The organism is Pseudoalteromonas sp. TP27 (assembly GCF_056470645.1).
Map to the genome: position 1 here is coordinate 40,757 of NZ_JARDAK010000001.1, position 22,642 is coordinate 63,398.

The 22,642-nt window shown below is 37.3% G+C and carries 15 protein-coding genes and 3 pseudogenes; 9 read left to right on the forward strand and 9 right to left on the reverse strand.

The annotated features are described in order from the left end of the window. Positions 1–173: 173 nt before the first annotated feature. The 6 genes and pseudogenes from PX700_RS00195 (at position 174) to PX700_RS00220 (ending at position 7,121) form a co-directional block, all read left to right on the forward strand. Positions 174–1,820 (forward strand): electron transfer flavoprotein-ubiquinone oxidoreductase, encoded by a 1,647-nt coding sequence (locus PX700_RS00195; protein WP_479519497.1) that lies wholly within the window; start codon positions 174–176, stop codon positions 1,818–1,820. A gap of 133 nt (positions 1,821–1,953) precedes the next feature. Continuing rightward, complete coding sequence (locus tag PX700_RS00200; RefSeq protein WP_479519498.1) at positions 1,954–2,418, forward strand: acyl-CoA thioesterase; 465 nt, start codon at positions 1,954–1,956, stop codon at positions 2,416–2,418. Between the two features lie 267 nt (positions 2,419–2,685). Continuing rightward, a complete protein-coding gene (locus PX700_RS00205; protein WP_479519499.1) occupies positions 2,686–3,255 on the forward strand; it encodes an outer membrane beta-barrel protein in 570 nt (189 codons plus the stop codon). 206 nt (positions 3,256–3,461) lie between these two features. Further along, entirely contained in the window at positions 3,462–4,166 is a 705-nt protein-coding gene (tsaA, locus tag PX700_RS00210; protein WP_479519500.1) for a tRNA (N6-threonylcarbamoyladenosine(37)-N6)-methyltransferase TrmO, read from the forward strand. 89 nt (positions 4,167–4,255) lie between these two features. Next, positions 4,256–5,980, forward strand: a complete 1,725-nt coding sequence (locus PX700_RS00215) for a proline--tRNA ligase (RefSeq protein ID WP_479519501.1) — start codon at positions 4,256–4,258, stop codon at positions 5,978–5,980. Between the two features lie 385 nt (positions 5,981–6,365). Beyond that, a pseudogene (locus tag PX700_RS00220) lies at positions 6,366–7,121 on the forward strand (UDP-2,3-diacylglucosamine diphosphatase). Positions 7,122–7,163: 42 nt separating this feature from the next. On the opposite strand, the gene PX700_RS00225 reads toward PX700_RS00220, so the two are convergent. From PX700_RS00225 to PX700_RS00240, 4 genes and pseudogenes are all read right to left on the reverse strand, one after another. Continuing rightward, complete coding sequence (locus PX700_RS00225) at positions 7,164–10,223, reverse strand: ATP-binding protein (protein ID WP_479519502.1); 3,060 nt, start codon at positions 10,221–10,223, stop codon at positions 7,164–7,166. 384 nt (positions 10,224–10,607) lie between these two features. Continuing rightward, the gene (locus tag PX700_RS00230) at positions 10,608–11,402 is read right to left on the reverse strand and encodes a hypothetical protein (RefSeq protein WP_479519503.1); all 795 of its coding nucleotides are present in this window, start codon (positions 11,400–11,402) and stop codon (positions 10,608–10,610) included. Positions 11,403–11,497: 95 nt separating this feature from the next. Beyond that, positions 11,498–12,658 carry a hypothetical protein gene (locus PX700_RS00235; protein ID WP_479519504.1) on the reverse strand — a complete coding sequence of 387 codons (1,161 nt, stop codon included), beginning with the start codon at positions 12,656–12,658 and terminating at the stop codon, positions 11,498–11,500. Positions 12,659–13,010: 352 nt separating this feature from the next. After that, a pseudogene (locus PX700_RS00240) lies at positions 13,011–14,068 on the reverse strand (transposase). A gap of 176 nt (positions 14,069–14,244) precedes the next feature. Here PX700_RS00240 and PX700_RS00245 point away from each other — a divergent pair. Further along, positions 14,245–14,534: pseudogene (locus tag PX700_RS00245) on the forward strand (IS4 family transposase); the annotation flags it as partial. A 48-nt stretch (positions 14,535–14,582) separates the two neighbouring features. On the opposite strand, the gene PX700_RS00250 reads toward PX700_RS00245, so the two are convergent. From PX700_RS00250 to PX700_RS00260, 3 genes are read right to left on the reverse strand one after another with little or no spacing between them, the layout of a single operon-like run. Beyond that, positions 14,583–15,791 (reverse strand): ABC transporter permease, encoded by a 1,209-nt coding sequence (locus tag PX700_RS00250; protein WP_479519732.1) that lies wholly within the window; start codon positions 15,789–15,791, stop codon positions 14,583–14,585. Continuing rightward, complete coding sequence (locus PX700_RS00255) at positions 15,784–16,572, reverse strand: ABC transporter ATP-binding protein (RefSeq protein ID WP_479519505.1); 789 nt, start codon at positions 16,570–16,572, stop codon at positions 15,784–15,786. Before PX700_RS00255 ends, PX700_RS00250 begins: the two co-directional genes overlap by 8 nt. After that, positions 16,569–17,381 (reverse strand): DUF3025 domain-containing protein, encoded by an 813-nt coding sequence (locus PX700_RS00260; RefSeq protein ID WP_479519506.1) that lies wholly within the window; start codon positions 17,379–17,381, stop codon positions 16,569–16,571. Before PX700_RS00260 ends, PX700_RS00255 begins: the two co-directional genes overlap by 4 nt. 113 nt (positions 17,382–17,494) lie before the next feature. Between PX700_RS00260 and PX700_RS00265 the strand changes: the two genes are divergently transcribed. Both PX700_RS00265 and PX700_RS00270 read left to right on the forward strand, forming a co-directional pair. Next, the gene (locus PX700_RS00265) at positions 17,495–19,120 is read left to right on the forward strand and encodes a M28 family metallopeptidase (protein ID WP_479519507.1); all 1,626 of its coding nucleotides are present in this window, start codon (positions 17,495–17,497) and stop codon (positions 19,118–19,120) included. A 160-nt stretch (positions 19,121–19,280) separates the two neighbouring features. Continuing rightward, a complete protein-coding gene (locus PX700_RS00270; protein ID WP_479519508.1) occupies positions 19,281–20,456 on the forward strand; it encodes a putative manganese transporter in 1,176 nt (391 codons plus the stop codon). A gap of 73 nt (positions 20,457–20,529) precedes the next feature. Here the strand turns inward: PX700_RS00270 and PX700_RS00275 are convergent, their stop codons facing one another. After that, positions 20,530–20,898 (reverse strand): DUF805 domain-containing protein, encoded by a 369-nt coding sequence (locus PX700_RS00275; RefSeq protein WP_415636159.1) that lies wholly within the window; start codon positions 20,896–20,898, stop codon positions 20,530–20,532. A gap of 148 nt (positions 20,899–21,046) precedes the next feature. Further along, positions 21,047–22,636 carry a dihydrolipoyllysine-residue acetyltransferase gene (locus tag PX700_RS00280; RefSeq protein WP_479519509.1) on the reverse strand — a complete coding sequence of 530 codons (1,590 nt, stop codon included), beginning with the start codon at positions 22,634–22,636 and terminating at the stop codon, positions 21,047–21,049. Positions 22,637–22,642 lie beyond the last annotated feature (6 nt).

Here is a 22,642-nt window from a genome sequence, read left to right on the forward strand (position 1 = left end):
TAATTATTTTATGAAATTAGACTACTTCCTGTTGACGTAAACGTCAACCTAAAATAACCTTTAACTATTCACAGTCTGTAACGTTTAATTTGCAAGGTTAATAATAGGCTGTACACCTTATTTAAATGTGTAGTAAACATTCGAATAAGTCCGTCATAGATAAAGAGGTTATTATGGTCGAACGTGAAACCATGGAATTTGATGTAGTTATTGTTGGTGCAGGCCCTGCAGGGCTTTCAAGTGCAATTAAACTCGCGCAACTAGCACAAGAAAAACAACAAGAGTGCATGATCTGCGTCGTCGAAAAAGGGTCTGAAGTGGGTGCACATGTACTCTCTGGTGCGGTTTTTGAAACCAAAGCTTTGGATGAATTACTACCAAATTGGCAAGAACTGGGCGCCCCTGTTACGACAAAAGTAACTAACGATGAAATTTATTGGTTTAATAACGAACAAAAAGCGACATCAATACCCCACTTTGCAACGCCTAAAACATTTCATAATGACGGTAACTACATTGTGTCTATGGGTAACGTATGTCGATGGCTTGCTGAGCAAGCCGAAGCGTTAGGTGTAGAGATATTTCCAGGGTTTAGTGCTCACTCTTTAATAATTGAAGATAAAGCAGTGAAAGGCATTGTTACTGGCGATATGGGTGTAGACAAAGACGGTAATGAAAAAGATGGTTACATGCCCGGCATGGAGCTTCGTGCAAAATACACTATTTTTGCAGAAGGCTGCCGAGGTCATTTGGGTAAGCAACTAATTAATGAGTTTGCACTTGATGCGGATTCATCGCCACAGCATTACGGTTTAGGCTTTAAAGAAATTTGGCAAATTGATGAAAGTAAACATGAGCTTGGCAAAGTTGTGCATGGTACAGGTTGGCCACTAAGTGGTGACACTAATGGTGGTGCATTTATGTATCACAGCGAAAACAATCAAGTTGTTGTTGGTTTAATTGTTGATTTAAATTACTCAAATCCGCATTTAAGTCCATTTGATGATTTTCAGCGCATGAAGCATCACCCTGTATTTAAAAGCGTACTTGAAGGCGGTGAACGTATTGCATACGGTGCACGTGCAATCGCTAAAGGCGGCTTACATTCATTACCAAAAATGCATTTTGCTGGTGGTTTAATAGTAGGCTGTGATGCAGGCACACTTAATTTTGCAAAAATTAAAGGTAACCACACTGCAATGAAATCAGGAATGATTGCTGCTGACGTTATTTTTGAAGCGCTGCAAAGTGAGTTAGCAAATACCGATTTAGCTAATTACCAAAAAGCCTTTGAGCAATCGTGGGCATATAAAGAGTTATATCAATCTCGTAACTTTGGCCCTGCAATGCACAAACTGGGTAAGTTTGTAGGCGGAGCATACAACACGCTAGATCAAAACATTTTTAATGGCGGTTTACCGTTTACATTTAAAGATAATACGCCCGATCACTCTACCCTTGTTGATGCTAACGCCGCTGACAAAATAGCGTACCCAAAGCCAGATGGACAATTAAGCTTTGATAAACTCTCGAGCGTATTTTTATCAAATACAAATCACGAAGAATCGCAGCCGTGCCATTTAAAGCTTAAAGATGCGTCGATACCTATCAACGTAAACTTAGTAAAATTTGATGAGCCCGCTCAGCGCTACTGCCCAGCAGGCGTATACGAAGTGCAAGAAGTAGAAGGCAGTAAAGAGTTTGTTATAAACGCCCAAAACTGTGTGCACTGTAAAACCTGCGATATTAAAGACCCTAGTCAAAACATTACATGGGTAACGCCAGAAGGCGCTGGCGGGCCAAACTACCCTAATATGTAGCTAAATTATGCGCAGAATGACTAACTAAGCACATTTTTTACATACAAATTATAAACATATCCTAAATTGCAGGGGCTTCGGCCCCTTTTTTACGTTATGCTTATAATAGTTTTAATAAATGTGAGTGTTAACTATGCCGTCGTCAAAAGTTGTTTTTCGTTTTTTAGCCGAGCCTACCGATGTAAATTTTGGTGGTAAAGTTCATGGTGGGGCCGTCATGAAATGGATCGACCAAGCTGGTTATGCATGTGCTGCTGGTTGGAGTGGTCATTATTGTGTAACGGTTTCGGTAGCTGGTGTTAAATTTAGGCGCCCTATTCTCGTGGGTCAAATTGTAGAAGTAGAAGCTAAAATTGCCCATACGGGTAGAAGTAGCATGCAAATATTTATTCAAGTTAGATGTGGCGATCCTAAAACACAAAATATGGTTGAAACAAATCATTGTGTTATTAGTTTTATTGCTATGGACGAAACGGGTTACCCAATAGAGGTGCCTTCGTTTAAAGCTGTAACTGACGAAGATATTAAATTAGAAAACTACGCTATAAAAATGAAAGAAATAGCCATTGAAACAGAAAACTTGCTTCATAAAGTTTAAATTCCAATTAACACTTTAGAAATGTACCTAATAGGTATGTAAAATACTCATAATGTTTTGTAAAACGTACATCTTTTTTTAGAAAGCAAAATCATCGAAAAGTTCAATTTGTTTACAAAACAACCTAAACGTCATGGTAACTAATACAAAAGTAGCTATTATGGCGTTTTAATACCCTCTTTTAAAATTGGCATGTTCGCTGCAAGTAGTTAATTGTCGTTTGATAAATTTAATCAAACATTTAAATTATTTTAAAGGAGCTATTCAATGATTAAAACACTTTCTTTTTCTGCGCTTGCTTTAGCAGCAATGGGTTTTAACTCTGCAGCACACGCTGACATTTCTGATTTCGATTCTCCGCGTATCTACACAGGTATTGGTTACGGTCAATATTCTTTTGAGTTTGAAGATAGCGACAACGACACTGACTTTGACGACGACGCACAAATGCTTAAAGGTTATGTTGGTGCGCAATTTAACGAGTACTTAAGCTTAGAGCTTGCTTATCAAAACTTTGACGAAGTAAGTGATATTAGCAGCAAAGCCGAAATTGATGGCGTATCGCTTGCCGCACGTTTAGGGTACCCAATAACAGAGAGCTTTTCTGTATATGCAAAAGGTGGTTGGCTTGAGTGGGATGCAGATTACACACAAGATTTACCAGTAGGCGGCGTAACAGCTTCTACAGATGGTGGTGATGCATTTTACGGCGCAGGTATTGAATACGCACTTACAACAAATGTTCAGTTTCGTTTAGAGTACGAACGTTATAAACTTGATGACGATATTGACCCAGATATGGATGTAGCGTCTGTATCAGTTCAGTACATGTTTTAATTAATATTTAACGTGTGTATGAAAGGTAAGCCTAATGGCTTACCTTTTTTATTTTTATGCTCTTTTTAAATATATTAATATAAACCAATCTGTTTAGTTAATAAGTTTAAACCATTCGGTTTATAAGCAATAAACTTATTTACATTAATGCCATAAAGACTAAATGCGGGTAGAATAGCACTCTATTTTATTTGTACCCGAGTACTATGAGCGATTATACCATTTCGGCTATTGGCCACATCGAATCTCCTTACAAACAAAAGTTTGCTATACCTAGGCAACCTCGTTTAGTGCCACAAGCTAAAGCAAAGCTTATATTTGCCCCCGATTTTAATCGCGAAGAATTTGTACGCGGGCTCGATGAGTTTACTCATATATGGTTGTTATTTCGTTTTCACGAAACAGCAGATAAAGGCTATTCAGCGATGGTACGCCCTCCTCGCTTAGGTGGTAATGAGCGAAAAGGCGTATTTGCAACGCGCGCTACATTTAGACCCAACGCAATAGGTATGAGCGCTGTAAAGCTTGAAGGTATTGAGTATAAAAATGGCCAGCTTAGTTTATTACTCGCTGGTATTGATTTACTGGATGGCACACCGATTATTGATATAAAACCGTATTTGCCGTACTCAGACTCTATGCCTGATGCCAGCGCTGGTTTTGCCGATACGCGTCCAGAAACCGAGATGACGGTTGAATTTAGCCCTCAAGTAATCGAGTTTATTAATACGCAAACCCAGTACCCAGACTTACAAGATTTTATAGCCAATGTATTAAAGCAAGATCCTCGCCCCGCTTATAAAAAACAAAAAGAAGGCGAGCAGAGCTATGGGATGACTTTGTACAACTTTAATATTCGTTGGCAGGTTAATGACTCGCATAACGTAGTAACAAACATAGAAAAAAACTAAATAACTCACTTAGCGCTTTAGTGTAAAAGCATCCGCTGGTAAACTTAAGCTCTATTAAAAGAATATAATTACTCTATTTCGGAAAAAAAATGCGTACAAGCCAATATATACTCGCAACACTTAAAGAAACGCCATCAGATGCTGAAATCGTATCGCATCAGTTAATGCTTAGAGCCGGTATGATCCGTCGCGTCGCTTCGGGTTTATACACTTGGTTACCCTCTGGTTTACGCGTGCTACGTAAAGTAGAAAACATTGTACGTGAAGAAATGGACAAAGCTGGCGCCATTGAAATGCTAATGCCTGTAATTCAACCTGCTGATTTGTGGGAAGAGTCTGGTCGTTGGAATGAATTTGGTCCTGAGCTTATGCGCTTTACAGACCGTCATAACCGTACGTTTGCACTTGGCCCAACACACGAAGAAGTAATAACTGATTTCGTGCGTAAAGAAATAAGCAGCTACAAGCAGCTACCTGTTACTTTATACCAAGTACAAACTAAAGTACGCGACGAACGTCGTCCTCGCTTTGGTGTTATGCGCGCCCGTGAATTTACAATGAAAGATGCGTACTCTTTTCACTTAAGTGAAGAATGTTTAGATGCAACTTATCAAGTAATGCACAAAGCATACTGTAATATTTTTGAACGCTTAGGCCTTGATTACCGCCCTGTACTTGCTGACACAGGCTCTATTGGTGGTAGTTTGTCTCATGAGTTTCATGTACTTGCTGAATCGGGCGAAGATGCTATTGCATTTAGTGATGGCAGTGATTACGCCGCTAATATTGAAAAAGCAGAAGCGCTGGCACCAAGCGAGCCGCGCCCTGAAGCATCAAAAGAGTTAAAAGCGTTTCCGACGCCTGATGCTAAAACTATTAACGAGCTTAAAAAACACTACGGTGTTAAACCACATCGCGGTGTTAAAACGTTAATTGTTTATGGTACGCCTGATGAAAACGAAGTACGTGGTTTAGTAGCCTTAGTACTGCGTGGCGATCACGAATTAAACGAGTTAAAAGCTGAAAAGCACTCATTAGTAGACTCTCCGCTTGAAATGGCAACAGAGGCTGATATTGTTGCTGCTATTGGTGCAAAACCAGGCTCGTTAGGTCCTGTTGGCTTATCAATGCCTATTATTGTTGATAGAACAGCTAACATACTTGCTGATTTTGTTGCCGGTGCAAATAAAGACGACGAGCATTACAGCGGTATTAACTGGGATCGTGACGTAACTGATTACGACGTTGCTGATATTCGTAATATTGTTGAAGGCGATATGAGCCCATGTGGCCAAGGCGTTTTGCAAATTAAACGTGGTGTTGAAGTGGGTCATATTTTTCAGCTTGGCACTAAATATTCAGAAGCGATGAAAGCCGGCGTATTAAACGAAGGTGGTAAAAACCAAACAATGACGATGGGTTGTTACGGCATTGGTGTTTCACGTATTGTTGCTGCTGCTATTGAGCAGAACAACGATCAATACGGGATCATTTGGCCGAAATCAATCGCGCCATTTGACTTAGCAATTGTTCCTATGAACATGCACAAATCGCATCGTATTCCTGATATTGCAAATAACCTTTACCAAGGTTTAAAAGATGCAGGTTTAGAGGTGTTATTTGATGACCGTAAAGAGCGCCCTGGTGTTATGTTTAATGACATGGAGCTAATTGGTGTGCCATTTACGCTAGTAATTGGTGAGCGTAACCTTGACGAAAACAAAGTTGAGCTTAAAAACCGTCGTACCGGTGAAAAGCTAATGATTGATATCGATACAGCAATTGATGCAATTAAAGCAGCGGTTAAAGGTTAAGCTAAAAATATTTATAAGTAATTTTAAAACCGCTTTTTAAAAGCGGTTTTTAAAAGCGGTTTTTAAAAGCGGCTTTTTTATACCTAAATTTTATGTGTGTATTTACCGCTTATTTACTGTCGTGTAGTTATCATTTGTATTCCCTAAAGTATTTAACCTGAACTCTGGATAATAAATCTATCTCGAGCAGCTATTTTCAGCGCTAACTGCGTTGAATTTACTTGCAATAGGCTCGCTATTGACGCGTAAATTCGCCTTGTTTTCACTGAAAATCTCTGGCTAGAGAAAATAAATTTAAATATCACCATGATTCAATACCTTAGTAAATCTCTTAACCAGAGTTCAGGTTATTTAACTATTACACTCGATACTCTAGGGAATGAAAATGAGTAATGGCGCAAACACTGATAAGAAACATTATCCGACTATTTGGATATCTGATGTTCATTTAGGTTACAAAGACTGTAAAGCCGATTACTTACTCGATTTTTGAAACTCAGTAGAATCTGACACTCTTTATTTAGTGGGTAACATTATTGATTTATGGTCAATGAAACGACAGTTTTATTGGCATCCCTCGCATTATCAAGTGTTGAGTTGTATACAACAAAAAGCAGCTAACGGTACACGCGTCATTTATATTCCCGGTAATCATGACGAAACGTTTAGAAACTATATAATACCAACCTGCATAAATCTCTGATCAATTTAACGAATTAAATTGCACTAAAACGTCGTTAAAAATTTTTTATTTAGAACAACTAGATACAAAAATTTTTGCCTAGTTCTAGCGTAATTTTCTTAACGTTAAATAGACCTCATATATAAACAGATTGGTATAAATCAAACATTATTTGGTATTGAAATCCACCAGCAGTTTATTCACACCACTAAAGCTAATAAACAAAACGTAGACGGTATTATTTGTGGACACATTCATCATCCCAAAATAAAAGTAGATGACGGTATTGTGTATTGTAACGATGGGGGTTGGATTGAGAACTGTACGGCGCTGGTAGAGCAGCAAGATGGAAAAATTAAATTACTGCACTGGTCAGACACACAAACCGTACTCGATAGCGCCGACATAACAAAGTTAAATATATCAACTGATACTAAACCAAAAAAATCAGCTGCATAAGCAGCTGATTCTCATTTTATGGTGTTTAACTTAGCCAAATGATTAACTTAGCCAGGTGATTAACTTATCTTTTAGCGTTCGTGGCTTGATTGGTTTAGTAATATAGTCGTTCATGCCAGCAGTTAAACAGCGCTCTCTATCACCTTCCATCGCACTTGCTGTCATCGCAATAATAGGTATGTAAGTATAATCTACCCCTGCCTTAGCATTTCTGATTTCACTTGTTGTATCGTAGCCATTTAAATTAGGCATTTGGCAATCCATTAAAATAACATCAAAAGCTTGCTCTGTGTTTTCTCTCAATGCTTCTAATGCCTCCACACCGTCTGACGCAGAGGTGATTTTTGCTTTAGTGCGTTTTAAAATTGCCTTAGCTACTTCAATGTTTATCATATTATCGTCTACTAATAATATATGATAAGCAGATAAGTCCGGCTCTACTTGTTCTTCTGTTAAGCCTTTAGGTGGCGCTATAATGCAGTCATTACTAGCACCAAATAAGCTGGCTAATTTATAGCTAAATTGATCTTGGGTAAGCGGTTTATTTAAAATATGACTACCTTCCGGTAACACCGTTTTTGTTGGTTTGTCGGTCACCATGTCGCGTAAAATTAAGACGTACTTTTTATTAAATTGTTTACAGTGATCAATTAACGCATCAATTTGAGGGTGCTCATCATCAATTAACAATAAGTCGGCTTCAAACTCTTTATGCTCACTAAAGTAATCAAGCCTAACTATATTCTCAGCATTTACTTTACAGGTAAGTAGTAATAAATCGCATACGTTTTTATAAACGTTATCGCGCGCTATTAACGCCGCTACGTTAATACTAGTAGCAAGCTCAATACCAGTATTTAGTTTTTTATCTTGTGCTACGTGTAGCTCAACCGTTGCGGTAAACGTACTACCAGCGCCCTTTTCACTTATAACTGTAATATTACCACCCATTAGCTGAGCAAGTTTTTTACATATGGATAAGCCCAAGCCTGTACCACCAAAGTGACGGGTTGTACTTGAGTCTTCTTGTGTAAATACTTCAAATAGTTTGTCTATGTTCTCTGGCGCTATACCAATACCCGTATCTTTTATTGTAAAGCTCATTAATAGCTTTGAGTCGGTAATGTACTTAGAGCCAACAGTTAAACTTACTTCACCTCGGTGGGTAAATTTAAATGCGTTATTAACTAAATTAATTAAAATTTGTTTAAGGCGATGGCTATCACCAATAACCATTCTGTCTACTACATCTTTAGTATCTAAAAATACTTCAAGACCTTTGCGCTGGCCCTGTAACGCTAAAGAGCTAATCATATCGCTACATACTGTAACCACATCAAATGTATGATTATCAATATCGAGCTTACCCGCTTCTATTTTAGAAAAATCGAGAATATCGTTAATCAAATTCATCAAAGAGTTAGCACTGCTGTTGGCTAGCTTTAAGTAATGATATTGTTGTTCACTTAAACCATCTTCTTTGAGCATTTCAAGCATACCCAAAACGCCATTCATCGGTGTGCGTATTTCGTGAGATATGTTTGCTACAAAATCACTTTTTGCTTGGCTAGCTGCTAATGCTTGATCAATTGCGCGCTCTAACTCAATAGTCCTTTGTGATACTTTTAGCTCTAAAGTGCTATTTAATCCTTCAAGCTCTGATTGAGTATTTTTTAATGAGCTAATATTTCTTAAAATGGCCGCAACTTGGTAACGGTTATTGTAAACATCAAAAATACTGCTTAGCGTAATTGAAAAATATTGTTTGTTGCCATAACCATCTGTGTAGATAGCTTCAAATGGCATTTTTGAACCGTTTGAAATAGTCTCTTCAATACAATTATTGTCAGCGTCATTTAAATTAAACAGCGAAACAAAGTCAGAACTATTACCAATAATTGAAGTACCAAAAATCTCTTTAGCTGTATTATTAAAGTGTACAACCTGACCGTTTTGCTCAATTGTAAAAATAGCATCGAGCGAATTTTCAATTACTTTGTTATTTTGCTCTTTTAAAGAATGTATTAGCAATTTACGATTTATAAAGCGTTGGTATAAAAAGGCGATAACTAAAAATATACCAAAAAACATGACCAGCATAACAATAAAGTTTTGACGTCTTTCATTCACTTTTTCAAACAATGTTTCTGAATTGACACTTACAGCAAGATCTAAAGGTAACATAGCAATATCACCATCAAACGAAATACGCTTTTTTAATGTATAAGCAATTGGATAATTACTTAGCGGTAAAGTACCTTGCTCTGCCATTGTAGTGTCAGTTGTAAACTCTTCAGCCCACGTTTTAGCTTTATTAAATTCAAAACCAAAGCGGAGTTGAGGGTTTGGATGATATAAAAATTCACCTTCATTGTTCATAAGGTAAATTTGTATTCCTTGAGGGGATTCTACCGTTAAGCTTTTTATTAATTTATCTGCAAAGTAATTAGTGACTAATATTGCAAAGATCTTATTTTTTTCATCAAAAACTGGCTTAGCTACACGAAAAGTACTGATGTAAGGTTCTTGTATTTGTCCATTTTCACGATTGTAGTTAATTGGTGAAATATAAACACTTTTATTATCAAGCATACTCGCTTTGATTATGTAGTCGCGTTGGCCTTTCTTTTGTAATTGCAGGCCTTGTAAGCGATTAATCTCTCCGAGTTGATTTCTATCAACCCTGACAACCTCTTGGCCACCATCTTCAAGCGTAATATAGCGGGCTTGTAATATACTGTCATCAGTTTGCATAAAGCCTGTAAATATACTTGCTAAGCGCTCTTGCCAAATATCAATAGGTGTTCCAAGAATTGGATCAATGAGTTTATTTTCTTTTGCGCGAGTAATACCTTGAATAGGAGGCGTTGCATCTAAAAAGCGGATTGCGGTAACACTATCTTTAAGATGTTTTTTTAGTGAAAGGCTTTTTGTTTCAAGCTCACGCTTTAACTCTATTTGAGCTGAATGGTAAACATCACTTCTTACTTTTTGATCGAACAGGTATAGAGAAGGCAAAGCTATAAGAACAAATATTATTGTTGCAACGAGCATTAATTTATTATTTTTTGTTACATTCAACAAAATATTTCTTTTTAACATTTACTTCACCACTAGATTTTAATACCTCCATTATAGAGCAATAAAAGCTAAAAAGGACCCCGAGACTAATCAGTTATGACTATTAATTTACACATTTAGCATAAAAAAACACTAAATCATTAGTTTTAATCCCACATAAATAACAGATAGCGGTATAAATAACGTTCTAAATAATTAGGTTTATTTTTCAAATTTTTAGCTGTGCGCAATACCTTTTTTAAAAAGAAGGCAACGCCAGTGCAGCTTAAAAAACAACAGATATAGAGGGTATTTATTCAAAAATTTAATTCTATGATAAGTATCATTGAAAACAGCCCATAACTTACTGACAACAGGCTACTTTAAAAGAAGCAACTAGTCCTGTAAGGCTTATTATATGTGTATTCACTCTATAACGCCTGTTTCCTTAGCAATACTCTCTAAATTCTTCAAAAATTGAATCGATTCATGAGTTATGTCTTTGACCTTAAACTGCGCTTTTATTTCGAGTTCACCTTCATCTATTACACTGTTACTAACAGTCTTTAAAGAAACGGCTTTCCCTTCATTATTCAGTGTGATTTCCGTCGGCATTTGATTTGTGTCGTACTTAAGTTTACGCATAAAATCTATTAAAGGCACATCTAAAAAACCAACAAATGCTTTTCCAAAATAAGTATCTTCTCGTGCTCGTTTTAAAAGCCAAGTATATTCAACAGATGATAAAAATTGGTTTGGGAACGAACTCGTTTTGACTGTTTGGACTTTTTCATCATCAAAATATCCTACAAATAAGTTAGCCCCTTCCTTTTCATAAGCAATATAGTTATTAGGGTCGTTTTTAGGATCTAAGCTCATTTCGTAAATTTGCTCTTTGGTGAATCCTGGCGCATATTTCATCATATCAGTAAGAGCTTTATCACTATTTTCTTTATTTAAAGCATAATCTAATCTGTATGCGATATTTTTTTGATGATCTAAAATATATTGGCCATCATCTTTAATAGTCATTTCTGTAAAGGTTTTATTTGGCAAAACATAGTCTGTACGAAGGTATTTATCGGTGACTTTTATTTTTATGTATGCAAAATGATTTAACTCTTTAGTTACTTGATAATTGAGTGAAAGGTTATTTTTCGCGTGTGCAGAACAACATAAACTTGCAGTGAGTAATATTATAAATTTAAATATATTTTTCAAAACCTTATCCTTAAAATTTAATGGTTAAAAAGCTACATAACTACAATGGCTTATAATTAACACTATCAGTAACCCAACACTAAATACAGTACCTATTAAAGAGATATAACTTTTGGCAGAGCAGTAGCAAGTATAATGAGTATAAACAAGCAAACGAATAAACCAACATGCCGCTTAAATGGGTAAACCATTTGACTAGTTCTATCTATTGAGACTGGGTATTTATGTTTTAATAATGAAAACACAAGCTCTTCACTATCAACACTCCAGTGCGTCAGCGAAATGCTCTGCCCCTTACTTGTATTAAATACTAATGAAATTAAATATGACCTTTTAGTTTTCCTGGCAGAGCCTTCAACTGACTTGTAATCGTAATTCCACTTAGCCTCAATGCTAATAATCTCCGGCTTAGTTAGCGTACGCGGTGTTTTATCAGTAAATAGTAACGCGGGTAAATAAAGCTCATTATTGTTTATGATAATGGAACTTAAAGGCGCTGTTTTTATAAAATAGTATTTATTACAAATAATAACCCTAGCAAAGTAATAACTTACATAAGTTATTACTAAGAATGCAAAAGATGGCTTCCAATTTTGTGATGAAAACGCAATAAATAGCGTAAGTAAAGCAAAACACACTACGATAAAATGAACTAAGTTTTTCTTACTATCAGGGAGCGGCAGCGCGCACCTGAGGATGGGAATATTATTTTTAGCCTCCGCATTACCCAAAATAGTATGTTGCGGAAATATTTTTGTAAATTTGCTCACCGTTGCTGAGTTTGTTTTTGCAGCCTCGGCCTCTTCTCGTTTAGCAGTATAAACGATCTCAACGGTTGAAAGCTTATTCACTACTAGCTGCGCTTGTTTAGCTTGCTTAAAACACCTAAACGTATAGGTGCTAAGCTTGCCTTCTGCTGAGGTGTAATTAATATCAATCACGCTAATGGCTTTATTATCTTGGCATGAAATTGTTTTAATCGTGCTAGTGTCAATAGTATGGTGACTATACGTGAAGATTTCTTTCTTAAAAAAATAAGCGCCTAACTTTATATCTATTTGATTATTGTGTTCATCAAATTTTAATCGATGTTGAAACATCAAAAGCGCAATAATTAATAAAACATCAAGCCCATCACTTGTATCAAAAATCAAACCTTGACTTAAAACACCTAATACAAGCCCTGCTACAGTTAGCCAAATGAGTAACCATTTAATCGTTTCTAATAGTGATTTTAATATAATTGAATTAGCCAAAATTCCCTCTTTAAATAAAAAGAGCATGCTTAACTGCATACTCACATAACATATAAATACATAAGGTATTCGAAAGCTGATTAACTAGACGCAATAATGATTATCCAACAGCAATTAAACTAGACCAATTAAACTAGACCAATTAAACTAGACAGCCACTCTAATTGTGCAAGCTAAACTGTGCCATAAAATCTACTTTTTAGGTTAAAAAACTTACCTTTCCTTATCTATTTCTTTTATTTAATTCATTAAATAATACATTACCGCTGTTAATCTTAAATTACATGCACGAAAATAAATGCATGATGCAGTTGTGATTTATTACTGAATAACTTTACTGAGTAGTTTAAGTTTATGCGAGAAGCTTTTGGCAGTTACTGATATTCCCTCGCCGCTTTCGGTTTAAGTTTTCACAATAACTGGCTTGTGAGGCTGGCCTGCCAACTGCACCATGAAATACACGTGTAAATTGGGTTGTGAGTCTTAACCAGTTTTCTGGAGATATATTCACTCTTTCTAGTAAAGGCAAATATGTACTTTCAATATACCCTCGCTTGTCTTCTCGTATACAACGTCCTGTTAATTCAACAAGTTTAAGGTACGATTTAAGCTCAAACGGTAATCCTTTTGGCATTATTTGACGTGGTATACCTGCAAAGCGAAGTAGTTGTTTTGGTTGCTTGCCTTCTTTTGCATATGTTAAACGTTGTTGGACACTGGTATGGTCTGATTCTTCAGGGGTTTCTGCCATTTTCGCTCTGATGGGGTTTAAATCAACATACGCCATACAGGCTGCAAGTGCTGCTTCATCTAGTAATGCTTGCGATTACTTTTTATTTTAAGGAAAGGCCCTTCCCACAAAGTTGTGTGGAACAACTTTGAACGCCTTAGGCGGCCCGAAGGGTGAGCGCCATGGATGGCAGCGAATAAAATCGTCCTGTGCAGTTATCTTCTTTATTTGCCCTGCGCGCAATGTTTTCATTTAGTAACCGCATAAACCAACTGATACTTGCTAAGCGTTCACGGTATTGTTTAACCGTTTGATTAAAAATGATAAGTTCAGCTTTACTTAGCTTTTCACCTTGTATGTACTTTTGCGTAAGTACGGTGCCTTGCACAGCTTGTGCCAACGAATAACAATCGCTTTATCATTTAGCCTATTCGCTTTTTTATCATCAACATACAGTACTAAATGGGGATGGTTACTCATTACGGCATAGCACACACGTTAATACAAAACACCTTGGCTAACTCAAGCAGTTTATTTTCAATCCAGCCTCGTCGATGTTCGTAAGACTTCCCTGTAAAGTGGTCTTCACCACATAAAAATGCACGGCGCACGCAACGTGAAATACAGTGATAATATTTTGTATCAACCAAACTTATTTGTCGTTTTCTTGCAATTGCCATGTGACACTCTGCTTACTTTTCACACTAAACAAAGGCTATCCTCTAACTTCGAAAAGTGCAAAATTTAAGATGGGTGTCTAGTTAATTAGTAATTTACTTTTTACACTAAACAAAGGCTAACCTCTAACTTCGAAAAGTGCAAAATTTAAGATGGGTGTCTAGTTAATTAGTAATTAGTGGATGGAGTCAATCAAGAGCTATGGGGTATATTGCTAGCCTACAATTTAATTCGAGTAGAGATAAGTCGAATAGCCAAGGAGGCTAAAGTCTCCCCGCTGAGAATTAGTTTTGTCATGGCTTTGCGGGATATACAGGATAAATACTCTGGTGTTCAATTCCAAAGAAATTAAGGGCAATGCGAGAACGAGTGAAACGTTATATTCTTCCAGAAAAAAGAAAACGGCCCAAAAGTAGGACCGTTCGAATTTCAAAAACTCGGTACACCATTAAGTCAAAGCATGCTTAACTGAATGGTGTTATCACTAAAGTGATGCTTTTTATTACCAATAAATTCTTATCTAAATAATACATCTTCTCGGTTAAACCATTTAACGCAAAATGCCAGTAGCCCTGCAGCAATGATTGCTGTTGCTAAAAAGATTAAGCCTATAAAGGTGTAATCAACAGTCCCTTTTACTATTTCTTTAATTGCTAATGCTACGTTTGTAACAGGAATGAATGCTGTTTTAGCAGTAAGCTCCATATTTGGCATTATTGAAATCATGATAGGAAAAATCACTCCCATGCTAAGTGGGGCCATATAGTTTTGTGCTTCTTTAAACGTACGTGCATAGATAGATATAGCCAAGGCTAAAGCCGAAAATATAGCTGCAACAGGTAATAGCAGTACAAATATCATCAGTAAATCGGTTACCGCTAATGTACTAAATGCCGCTTTAATAAAATCAAGATCAGCAAATGCTAATGCCAGTGCTATCCAACAGCCCATACTTAAGACCGTTATGGTTGTGGAGGCAATGGATGTAGTTAATAAGGTTATAAACTTACCAAGCACGAGCTCTGTACGCGTAATAGGTGTAAGCAGAAGTGTTTCTAGTGTGCCACGTTCTTTTTCGCCTGCGCCTAAATCAATAGCCGGATAAGTTGCTCCCATTAATACCAGTGGAATTAGTAAGTAAGGTAGGAAGCCGCCAATTTTTTCGCCTAGATTTTCACGTTTATCGGCTGTATCTACTTTTATTACTTCAATTGGGTTAAGAATAGATTTTTGAACAGACTCTTCAATACCAAAACTGATTAGCTTTTGAGTTTGGATCACGTCACTGTATTCTTTTGCGAGTTCTTTAACACGTTCGAATAAAAAGTTGATAGATTTTGAATCGTTAAACACAACCTGCCACTGGCTTTGTTCACCGCTATCTAGTGTTTGCTCAGCATGGCTTGGTAAATAAATACCCATATCAATATCGCCAGCTATAACGCCTGCTTTAAGCTCTTCAATGTTATTAAAGGTTTTAGCACCTTTATAAAGCTCAAAACTTTTGTGATAAAACACTTTGTCAGTAAATTCTTGTGCATATTCACCGTTAATAATAGCGTACGTATTTACTTTTTGTTCTGCGTCCATTGCTGCTTGTGAGCTTATAAATGCCATTACGGCAAACAATAAAGGAAATATAGCAACAGGTAGCGCTACAACAAACAGTAGTGTTTTTTTATCGCGAAGGAGTTCTCTTAATTCCTTTTTAAATACTTCAAACATCATGTTTCTCCGTTAATATATTCATAAAGGCTTGGTTTAGCTCTTCGCTATTACCGGCTTGTTTAAATTCTTCTACTGTCCCGTCAAAGCAGCTAACGCCTTCGTTAATTACAGCAACTCGGTCACATAAAAGTGCAACTTCATCTAAATGATGGGTAGAAAAAATAACAGGTGTACCTTGCGCCTTTAAGCCTTTAATAAACTCAATAACGGTTTGCGTGGTCATTATATCGAGCCCAGTTGTTGGCTCATCGAGTACCACTACTGCTGGGCGATGTACAACAGCACGCGCTATATTTGCTTTTTGCTTCATACCAGTTGATAGGTTTTCAGCACGTTTATCAATAAACTTATGCATATCAAGCAATGTGAATAGTTCATCACAACGCGATGCAATATCGCTTTTGCTCATGCCGTGTAATTTTGCAAAATATTCTATATTTTCTTTTACCGTTAAGCGACCATACAAACCGGTTGAACCCGATAAAAAACCGATAGATTTACGCCCTAATAACGGTTTTTTTACAATGTCGTTTCCAGCAATTGTTATTGAACCTTCATCTGGCTTTAATGCGGTTGAAATCATTCTAAGTGTTGTTGTTTTACCTGCGCCATTGGGTCCTAGTAATCCAAGTACCTCACCCTTCGCGCAGCTAAAGCTGACGTCTCGAACTGAGTGAAAATAGTCTTTATCTTCACGAGGATCGATGTCGTCTATTTTATTTTTTTTGTGATCTTTAGTTAGCTTAAATTTCTTTTTAAGCCCAGCAACTTCTATCATATTCGTATCCTTCGTTTCGCTCTAAAATAATCTGTATTGTTATAAAAAGAGTCGTCTTTGTTTTCATCATGCCAGCCAGGCACGCCTAATAAAGGCAGTGGTGAAAGCTGTTTATTATCGGCTAAGCAGTTATCTATTTTAATCATCTCATAAAGGGCTTGGTCTAGGTACTGATATTGAGTAACTAAATCTTTACAAAATATTTCATCCGGTACACAAACAAACAATGCTTTACCCGTTAAGCCTATATAAGGTTTGGTGAGCATTTCATAATTAGCATGGCCAAACATAAACGCTTTAATGCTTTTTCCCCATTCACTTTTATGCTCAACAAATGCTGTTTTCCATTGGTGATCGCGAAGCAACTCTTGCCATTTAGTATCGCTTATTGCCAATACAACACCACATTCGTCAAAGAGCGTTAATGCATTACGATGTTTGGTACGCTTTTGCAAACCATGCTCAGCTATATCTTGTACATGTCGCTGATTTATAAGGGCTTTAGTTTTAGGAAATAAACACCAAATAAAGCCGCCAAACAAGTCATGCCAATTTTCGCTTCGTGTAGGTACAACGCCAGTTTCAAAAATAACCTGTTCGTAATAACGATCGCCAAAATCTACCTTTGCATCATCTTCAAAAGTAATAGGAATATTATTAGCATTAATAGCGGTTAAAAATGGAGTAAACCACTGCGGCGCAGGCCAATCTGTTAGTTCGTTAACTTTAAACAGCTCACGTAAGTGCGAAAATGCACCTGTTTCTAAACTGCTGACTTGCCACTGCTCGGGGGGAGTAAAACGCTTCATTTAAACCTTTAACAATTTATGCCTATAATTTACGAGAAGTTTACCGCAAAAACTGGTTCTACTTAATAGAAGTTAATATACTAATCACAACTTAAAACAAAAAAAGAGCTGACATGAAACATTATTTCTCTCTCACACTCCTTGCCACTGCTGTTTTAGCAGGCTGTGCAACAACAAGTATTACGCCTACTGATGTAACCAATGGTTATAACAGTATTCAAGCTGATGAACTGGCTAAACATGTAAAAGTACTCGCATCGGACGAATTTGGTGGCCGTGCTCCTTCATCGCCTGGCGAAAAGCTAACGCTTGATTATTTAACTGCGCAGTTTAAAGCTTTAGGTTTGGCTCCTGGTAACGGCGATAGTTACTTACAAGAAGTGCCTCTGGTTTCACTTGAAGCAGATTCAAACATGGTGCTTAGTATTGGTGGTAAAGACTACCAATATAAAAAAGATATGGTTATGGGCAGTAGCCGCATAAGCGCACAAGAAGGCATAGAAAATTCTGAACTTGTATTTGTGGGTTATGGCGTTAATGCACCTGAATACAACTGGAATGACTACGAAGGCTTAGACGTTAAAGGCAAAACAGTGGTAATGCTGGTTAACGATCCGGGCTTTGCAACAAAAGACCCTGCTTTATTTACTGGCGATGCGATGACCTATTATGGTCGTTGGACATACAAATACGAAGAAGCAAGTCGACAAGGTGCTGCAGGTGCAATTATTATTCATGAAACAGCACCCGCATCTTACCCGTGGTCGGTTGTTGAAAACTCTTGGAGCGGCGAGCAGTTTGGTTTTCAAAAAGAAAACAACAATATGGACCGTGTTGCAGTTGAAGGCTGGGTTACAACTGACGTAGCAAAAGAGCTTTTTACTAAAGCCGGTTTAGATTTTGATACTGCGAAAGTAAACGCAGCTAAAGGTGCTTACCATGTTGATATGGGTGACTTAACCGCGTCAGTTAATATTAAAAACACGATTAAAAAATCAGTGTCGTACAACTTTATTGCTACTTTACCAGGAAGTGAGCAACCAGATGAGCATGTTATTTACTCAGCTCACTGGGATCACTTAGGTACAGATAAAACGCGCAAAGGCGATCAAATTTATAACGGTGCTCACGACAACGCAACAGGCACCGCTGGGCTAATTGAAGTAGCTGAAGCTTTTACTAAATTACCTAAGCACCCTAGCCGCTCAATGACATTTTTAGCAGTAACTGCTGAAGAGCAAGGCTTATTAGGTTCTAAATATTATGCGGCAAACCCAGTGATTGCAGCTAATAAAACAGTGGCTAACATAAACATGGATAGCTTAAATTTATTAGGCAAAGTAAAAGACATGAATGTGGTTGGTATTGGTAAATCACAAATGGATGAGTTTTTAGAAACTGCGGCTAAAGAGCAAGGCAGAACAATATCTGGTGATCCTAAACCGTCATCTGGTGGCTATTACCGCTCTGATCACTTTGCATTTGCTAACATGGGTATTCCAGCCATGTACGCAGGTGGCGGCACAATGGCTGCTGATGAAGAAACCGCTAATTACCGTAAACGTATGAGCTTAGTCCTTCGCGGTTGTTACCATCAACCATGTGACCGTTACCGTGACGAATGGGATTTATCGGGTGCTGTTCAAGACTTACAATTATTTTATAAGGTAGGTTTTGATATTTCTGAAACAGAACAGTGGCCAACATGGAATACAAACTCTGAATTTCAACGCAAGTAGCCCGATATAATCACAGTCTTAAGTTCAAGTTTAAAGCAACTTGAGTTTAGCTATCGAAAAACTCAAACAGAGTAATCGATTTAAATAGACACAAATGATATTGATTATCATTTAATTAAAATATACAGTGTGACCTAGTTAATTTATTAGGTCGCATTGTATGATTTCACTCCCTCACATTGGTTTTATTACTCCTGCCTCAAAACGATTTTTGAGCCAAAATAAACGATTACTGCTGCCTTTATTTATTTTAACTTGCCTTGCAATACCGCAATTACGCGAAATAACAATGACTGCACTGAGTGATGCCTTTTTTCAAGTGAGTGTATTTGTTGCCGCAACCCTTTTAATTTATTACTACGCTATAGAGCACTTACCTCAATTAGAGCTTAGTTATTTAAGCGCAAAATCTCCGGTTCTAGAAATAAGCTTTGCCGCTATTCTAGGGGCATTACCAGGCTGTGGTGGTGCAATTATTGTGGTAACTCAATTTACAAAAGGCCAAGCAAGCTTTGGTGCTATTGTTGCTGTGCTAACAGCTACAATGGGAGATGCAGCATTTTTATTACTTGCTACCCGCCCTACTGAAGGCTTGTTAATTATGGGAATAGGGTTAGTTGTGGGTACATTCAGTGGTTTACTGGTTAATACGATACACAAAAAAGACTTTTTACGCCCAACAGCGCAAGAACAAAAGCACCAAATTAAAATACTCTCAACTAATATTATTAAAATCAGTAAACCAGTGTGGATGATAGCAATTATCCCAAGCCTTATAATTGCCTTTTTAATCGCCTTTAATATTGATTTTAGTCAGTTTGGTAAGTACACAAATACAACTATTAGTATTTTTGGCGCTGCTATGGCTTTGTTTGTAGTGACTATTTGGGCGTTTTCATCTAAAGGTGAAAGCTATCAAGAAGTAACGTCAGAAGACGATGCATGTAACCCCACCTCTAAAATAATAAAAGTATTACAAGATACCCATTTTGTAACGGCATGGGTTGTAGCCTCTTTTATGCTATTTGAGATTTTGGTTAACATTGCAGGCCTTGATTTAAAAACGTGGTTTGTACACTACGCTTATTTAGCACCACTGATTGCAGTGCTTATTGGATTTTTACCTGGTTGTGGTCCGCAAATCATTGTTACAACACTTTATATTCAAGGCATTATTCCTTTTAGTGCTTTAGCAGGAAATGCGATTTCTAACGATGGTGATGCGTTATTTCCAGCAATAGCAATGGCGCCCAAAGCTGCAGTTATAGCTACGCTTTATACGTCTATTCCCGCTTTAGCTGTAGGCTACGGGTTATATTTTTTTGCTGAAATCTAAAAATATAATGTAAATAACAAACACAAAAAAGCTCAGCAATTGCTGAGCTTTTAGCATGTTGAGTTATGCTTACTTATACAGTTGTAGGTTCTGCTGCTAATTCTTTTGGATTTGGACCAAAATCATTTTCGCCTTCGTGTGAATCCAATACGTAGAAAACCAGTAATACAATTGCACCAATTAAAGGGATCAATGCTATTAACTGCCACCAGCCTGAACGACCTGTGTCGTGTAAACGTCTAGCCGCGATACTTATAGATGGTATTAACATAGCTAAACTAAATAAAGTAGTAACTATAGGAGCTGTGCCTATAACACCGTCAACAACTGCGCATACGACATAAAATATTGCATAAAAAAGTATGAACATCCAAAAGTCTTTACGACGTGTACGACCACTAAAATCTGTATAACGACGCATTGCTTCCATAAAGTATTCCATAAAATTTCCTTAGTGTTATTTTTTATATTCCCTAACGGGCTTAGTCTAATTACTTTTAGTAACATTTGTATCTTAATTAAAAACAGCGCACATTAAAACAAAAAACCAGCTAAAAGCTGGTTTTTATTACATATTAGCAATTTAGCGATTAACTCATTACCATCATCATTGCCGATGGATTTTCTAAGTACGATTTCCATAGGTTATTGAAGCGAGCAATAGTGCCGCCATCAATAACACGATGATCGCCAGACCAACTCACTTGCATAATAGCTTTACTCACAACCTGCCCACTTTCGTCAAAACGCGGTAAATGCTGCAGTTTACCTAGCGCAACAATCGCCACTTCTGGTTTATTAATTATAGGGGTAGCAATAGTGCCGCCAATCGCACCAATATTAGAGATGCTAATTGTCCCACCTTTTAAATCATCCGGTGCAACACGCCCTTCTCGCGCTGAATGAGTTAAACGGGTTAAATCATTTGCCACATCAACAATGCTCTTACTCTGACACGATTTAATATTAGGCACTAATAAGCCAATTTTAGAATCAACCGCTATACCGATATTATGATCGTTATAATAGGTAAGCTCTGAGCATTCATCGTTCACTTTTGAATTAAGTACAGGGTACTCTTTCATTGCTAGCGAGAGTGCTTTTACAAAAAATGGCATCATGGTGAGCTTAACGCCCTGTGCTTTGTACTGCTCTTTTAAAGCGCTACGCAAAGCTATAAGCTGTGTTAAGTCTATTTCATCACTAAACGTAAAGTGCGGAATAGTTGAAACCGATGCCACCATTTGCTTGGCCATGGCCGCTTTAATGCCTTTAATTTGCTCTACGCGTACGCCACCGCTTTGATTCTGTGTTTGGTTTTGTACTGCACTTTGAGATGCATCGCTATTAAGCGGTGAAGTATCAATGGTATTTGGCACTTCGCCTTTTACAAACTCTTCGATGTCTTGCTTGTAAATACGTCCATTTTTACCACTACCTGATACACACGTTAAATCAACATCAAGTTCGCGTGCTTTACGACGAACCGCAGGTGATGCCACCGCTTTTTGGTTAATAACTTTAGTAGCTTGCTGCGTTTTAACAACCGATGCTGTTTTTTCAACAACAGCATTAGTTTGTGCCTTTACGACCGCTTGGTTTATATCAACATTTGGCTTAGCTGCACTGCCCGCAATTGTCATTTGAAACAACGGGCTATGTACTTTGGCTATTTCGCCTTTTTGATAATATAACTTTTGCACTGTACCTGTGTATTTTGCCGGAATTTGTACTAATGCTTTATCCGTCATTACATCGCAAACAGCTTGGTCTTCTTCTATTTCGTCGCCTTCTGCAACTAACCAATCAACAATTTCACACTCAACAATACCTTCACCAATATCGGGTAGTATAAAGTCTTCTAACAAATTAGTTGGGCTAGTGTTTGTTTGTGGTTCAGTTATAACGTCTTCTTGAACAGCTTCATTACTTACACTTTCACCGGCTACATCCATAGCAAACAACGGCGCATGTACTTTGGCAATTTCACCTTTTTGATAATAAAGCTTTGAAATTACGCCATCATGCACAGCAGGAATTTGTACTAATGCTTTGTCTGTCATTACATCGCAAATTGGCTGATCCTCAGATACGGTATCGCCTTCTTGTACTAGCCATTCGACTACTTCGCACTCAACAATGCCTTCACCAATATCGGGTAATATAAAATCTTTAGCCATGATGAC